The organism is uncultured Mycobacterium sp. (assembly GCF_964249325.1).
In the GTDB taxonomy this organism is placed as follows: Bacteria; Actinomycetota; Actinomycetes; order Mycobacteriales; family Mycobacteriaceae; genus Mycobacterium.
On sequence record NZ_CAXUCH010000166.1, the window covers coordinates 4,553 to 9,726 of the forward strand.

At 63.0% G+C, this 5,174-nt stretch carries 4 protein-coding genes and 2 pseudogenes (1 of these 6 cut by a window edge); 5 read left to right on the forward strand and 1 reads right to left on the reverse strand.

What is annotated here, in order from left to right; genetic code table 11:
* Positions 1-755 (forward strand): annotated as a pseudogene (gene mtr, locus ACFE99_RS18050) (mycothione reductase) (it extends 651 nt beyond the left edge of the window).
* A 6-nt stretch (positions 756-761) separates the two neighbouring features.
* On the opposite strand, the gene ACFE99_RS18055 reads toward mtr, so the two are convergent.
* Positions 762-1,274 (reverse strand): Fur family transcriptional regulator, encoded by a 513-nt coding sequence (locus ACFE99_RS18055; protein ID WP_375487652.1) that lies wholly within the window; start codon positions 1,272-1,274, stop codon positions 762-764.
* Positions 1,275-1,474: 200 nt separating this feature from the next.
* On the opposite strand from ACFE99_RS18055, the pseudogene ACFE99_RS18060 reads away from it, so the two are divergent.
* The 4 genes and pseudogenes from ACFE99_RS18060 to ACFE99_RS18075 form a co-directional block, all read left to right on the forward strand.
* Positions 1,475-2,300 (forward strand): annotated as a pseudogene (locus ACFE99_RS18060) (HoxN/HupN/NixA family nickel/cobalt transporter).
* Between the two features lie 79 nt (positions 2,301-2,379).
* A complete protein-coding gene (locus ACFE99_RS18065; RefSeq protein WP_375487654.1) occupies positions 2,380-3,300 on the forward strand; it encodes an AraC family transcriptional regulator in 921 nt (306 codons plus the stop codon).
* A gap of 463 nt (positions 3,301-3,763) precedes the next feature.
* Positions 3,764-4,063 (forward strand): PE family protein, encoded by a 300-nt coding sequence (locus tag ACFE99_RS18070; protein WP_375487656.1) that lies wholly within the window; start codon positions 3,764-3,766, stop codon positions 4,061-4,063.
* Between the two features lie 13 nt (positions 4,064-4,076).
* A partial coding sequence (locus ACFE99_RS18075) for a PPE family protein (protein ID WP_375487658.1) occupies positions 4,077-5,174 on the forward strand: 1,098 nt, incomplete at its 3' end.

Here is a 5,174-nt window from a genome sequence, read left to right on the forward strand (position 1 = left end):
GGCATTCCGACGACACTATCTGCGAGCGCTTTACCCGCCTCGCCTCGACCAAATGGGAGCTGCGGACGCACCGCAATGTCGTCGGAGGCCACCGCGACGGTCCGCAGATCGTGCTGGACCTCGACGACGGTTCCACCGTGCACGCCGACACTGTGCTGGTGGCCACCGGCCGGATACCCAACGGCGATCTGTTGGACGCCGAACAGGCCGGCATCGACCTCAACGGAACTCGAGTGGTGGTCGACGAGTACCAACGAACCTCTGCCCCAGGCGTTTTCGCGCTCGGCGACGTCTCCTCACCCTACGAGCTCAAACATGTTGCCAACCACGAAGCCCGCGTCGTGCAGCACAACCTTTTCTGCGACTGGGACGACACCGACTCGATGATGATGACCGACCACCGGTTCGTGCCGTCGGCGGTATTCACCGATCCTCAGCTCGCCAGCGTCGGATTGACCGAAAACCAAGCTGTAGCAAAAGGTTTCGATGTCTCTTGCGTGATCCAGGACTACGGCGACGTCGCCTACGGGTGGGCGATGGAGGACACCACCGGGATCGTCAAGATCATCGCCGAGCGCGGCAGCGGCCGGCTGCTGGGCGCGCACATCATGGGCTACCAGGCCTCGTCGATCATTCAACCGCTGATCCAGGCGATGAGCTTCGGGCTGCCCGCACATCAGATGGCGCGCGGCCAGTACTGGATTCATCCGGCGCTGCCGGAGGTCGTGGAAAACGCGCTACTGAACCTCTGCTGAACTGATTCAGCGCGGATGCGGTTCGTCCGCTGGGCCCTCCCCGGCTGCCTGGCACCGCGGGCATAGCCCGTGCAGGGTCAACCCGGCCCGCTCCGAAAGCGCGAAGGAGCTGCCCGCCATCGCCTGTTCGAGCGCCGAAGTCAGCTGGCGCGCGGGCACTTCGATGATTGAGCCGCACCGGGTGCACACCGCGTGATGATGAGGGTCGGCGGCCAACCCATATGTGGTGACCCCGTTCTCCAGCGTCAGCGCGTGCAGCACACCCTGGTCGACCAGCGTGGTGACCGTTCGGTAAACCGTCGCCAAGTCGGGCGGCGTGATCCCGGCGGGAGCGGCTTCGGTTAGCCGCTGGTGAATCTCTGCCACCGAGAGATGGCTATTGACCGGCTCGAGCACCGCCAGTACCGCGATCCGTGACGCCATGCGCCGCAGCCCATGCGCCCGCAACAACTCACCGATCCGCTCGCAGACGGCCGGGTCCAGGGCCGATGGCCTGGTCACTCCTTCAGTATCACGCATGGGGTTGCCCAAGCGCAGCCAATGCGGGATTCGCGCATAACGGTCGGACGTGGTGCAGCGCTGTTAGGGCAGCGCCGCGGCTGGCTCGATGCCTGACGCACCACAAATTTTCACCTGCGAAAAACTTGCAAAACTCGCCGCAAATCGTTTGCACGACGAGCCCGTTATGGGTAACCAACGAGCAGAGGCGGGGACACGAGATGGTTTGTGGTGAGCTCTACCGAAAGCGGTCGTCGTGGTCGAGGCTGCGAAGCGCGTTGGCGCCCGACGAGCGGTGGCGTCTGGGCGCGATGTTCCTGGTGATCGCAGCGTTTCACCTGGTCGGCTGGTGCACCCTGGTGCTCATCGTCAACCCAGCTCACTTCAGCGTCGGCGATAAGGCGTTCGGAATGGGTATCGGGCTGACGGCCTATACGCTCGGGTTGCGGCACGCTTTCGACGCCGACCACATCGCCGCTATCGACAACACCACCCGCAAGTTGATGAACGACGGGCAGCGTCCGCTCGCGGTCGGCTTCTTTTTCTCGCTGGGCCATTCATCGGTGGTTTTCGGGCTGGCAGTGTTGCTGGCAATCGGACTCAAGGCCATCGTCGGGCCGGTCCAGCGGGGCTCATCGGCACTGCATCACTACACCGACATCATCGGGACCACGGTCTCGGGCGTGTTCTTGTGGCATGTGCCTCTTGGACACGATCGACGGCTCGTTTATGAACTTCGCATATGGTTGGGCGTTTTCCAGCCCGGTGCGCAAGGTTTACTACAACATCACGATCACCGGGCTTTCGGTAGCGGTCGCACTGCTCATCGGGACCGTCGAACTGTTGGGACTGCTGGCCGGTCAATTCGGCTGGAGCGGTCCGTTTTGGGATTGGCTCGGCGGTGTCAATCTCAACGCCATCGGCTTCATCATCGTTGGCTTATTCGTCGTGACATGGGCTATCGCTCTGCTGATCTGGCGTTACGCTCGCATCGAGCAGAAGTGGGCGACGGCGGCGGTTCCCGACAGTGCCGGGCAGGCGAACTGACGTGTCGGTAGCTCTAGACACCGGGACTGGTACCGGCATTGAGATTCAGACGCACGACCTCGAGCAGGCCGAGGCGATCATGCGGGATCGGCTCTCGCATCACTCGCTTCGCATCTTAAAACAGCATCAAAGCCTTGATTTCACGCTTTGCCAGGCAAAGCTATATGACATCACGTTCCTTCAGGTGTCCTACGGCAATGAAGTGGAAGTCCTAGCAACGGGATCCGCCGACTTCTACGTCGTGCAGCTCACGCTGGAGGGCATGTGCTTGGTCACCACGAGTGAAGCTCGCCTGGAGGTGGGCCCTGGGCGTGTTTACGTGGTGAATCCCCGCACCACCTATCGCAAACGGTGGAGCGCCGATGCTACCCAGCTAATGGTCAGGGTTCCACGCAGGCCCATGGAACAGTTGGCGAGCGCCGACAGCCACGGTGCGCCAGTCATTTTCGAGCAATCAGCCCATCCACTGCCCCGCACGCTCGATGATCTCCTCAAGTTCTTTTGGAGAGACGTCACCACCGATGGTCGCACGCGCTCCACCCCTATCGACCGAAGCGCCAGCAGACACCTAATGAGAGCTTTACTGCACCTACTTCCCAACTCCGCCAGCACGGCCGCCTCACCACATGAGCTGCCGGCCTGCCTGTCTCGCGCAGACCGGTATATCCGGCAGCACCTCGCCGAGCCCATCGCGCTGGCAGACATCGCCGACGCCGCCGGCGTCACCATCCGCTCTATAGAGAATGCGTTTCGGCGCCACTGGCGCACCACACCGATGACTCACGTCCGCAATCTTCGGCTGGAAGTCGCTCATGTCATGCTCACGGAACCCGTTGCCGGAATCTCGGTAACGGATGCCGCACTCGCTTCAGGTTTTACGCATCTTGGCCGGTTCTCGAAAGGATACGTGCGCCGGTTCGGCGAACTACCCTCAGAGTCACTACGCCGCGCACTGACAACCAAGGCGTCACTAGGTGGCCAGCACGCGAAAAGTGGATAGCGGCGGTATTTGGAGGATAGCGGGCATCCGATCCGCCAGCGCACACTCTTGGCATGCTTACGACCAGCAGGCCCCATCTGGCGAGGGAAATCCTCTGCGACGAAACGACCGAACAGCAGTTGGGTCTTGTCCCACCGTGACGGATTTCGCCGTGTGAAAACCGTTCCGCGTGCATCGTCGCTGATACTTCGCGCTGAAAGCAGGAAACGCTGAACAGCGCCGAAGTTGCAACGGCTTAGCTACGACTTGTGCTGACGGCTCGAGCGACTTAGGGCAGTTGAGTTAACCCGAGTTGCGAGAATGCCTTTGTAGCGGAGGGCTTCAGTGACGATGTGCCGCACCAGCAGTCTGTCCAAGCAGAGGGTTTAGCTCCAAATCGGCTAGCGCCCTTGAGCTTAAAGCTGTCCGTCTGAGTCGGCACTACCAGAGGCACCGGCTCACTTCGTTTCGTCAAGGAAAGTTTATGTCTTTTGTCACCACACAACCGGAAATGTTGGCCGCCGCAGCCGGCGACTTGCAGGGTATCGGCGCCGCGGTGGCTGCACAGAACGCGATTGGGGCGGCTCCGACCACCGGTGTGATCCCTGCCGCCGCAGACGAGGTATCTGCAATGACCGCAGCACAATTTGCCCTACACGCCCAGATGTATCAAGCGGTCAGCACCCAGGCGGCGACGATTCACCAAATGTTCGTGACCATGATGAGCGCAAGCGCCAATTCGTACGCGGCGACCGAGGCGGCCAACGCAATCGCTGCTCGCTAACGAGGTTTAAGCAATGGATTTCGCAGCGTTACCGCCGGAGATCAACTCGGCGAGAATGTATTCCGGGCCAGGCTCCGGGCCGATGCTTGCCGCCGCAGGGGCATGGAATGGGCTGGCCGATGAATTGGCGTCCGCGTCCAATTCCTATTCATCGGTGATCTTCGGGCTGATCAGCGGGCCGTGGCGCGGTCCCGCTTCGGCGTCGATGGCGGCCGCGGCCAGACCGTATGCGGCCTGGATGAGAGCCACCGCAACCCAAGCTGAACAGGCTGGCACACAAGCCACGGCTGCAGCCGCGGCATACCACGCCGCGTTTGCCATGACGGTGCCTCCGCCGGTGATCGCGGCCAACCGCAGCCTGCTGGCGTCGCTGGTCGCGACAAATATCCTGGGCCAAAATACGCCCGCAATCGCAGCCACCGAAGCCCATTACGCAGAGATGTGGGCCCAGGACGCCGCTGCCATGTACAACTACGCCGGCGATTCGGCCGCCGCTTCGACCTTGACCCCGTTCCCGACGCCGCCGCAGACAGCTAACCCGGCAGGGCAAGCCGCCCAGGGCGCGGCCATCGCGCAGGCCGCAGGCACATCGGCGGGCACCACCACGACGACGCTGTCCCAGCTGACCACCGCTATCCCGCAGGCGCTGCAGAGCCTCGCGTCACCCGGGTCGTCTGCCGCGTCGACGTCGGGACTCTTGGGCATCCTGGGTATGGACCCGTCCAATTACTCGGGAGTCCTCGATTGGCTGGGCAATTCGCCGCTGGGATTCAACGCCAACCTGTGGAACACGATCTTCTCGTCCGGGTTCTACATGCCGGGTAACTGGCTGGGCACCTTATCGGAGATTCCGGGGCTGCTCGGCGGTGACGCAGCCGCGGAAGCGGCGGGCGATGCGGCAGGAGCGGCTGCGGAAGGCGCGGCGGCCGCGGAAGGGCTCGGCGCGGGCGCACTGGGCGGTGCCGGCGGGTTGGAAGGCCTGGGTGCTGCGGTGTCGGCCGGTCTGGGCAGAGCAGCCTCGATCGGCCCGTTGTCAGTACCGCCCAGCTGGACCGCGGCTGCCCCACCCATCAGTCCTCTGAGCGCGGCGTTGGGCCACACCCCTCTTGCT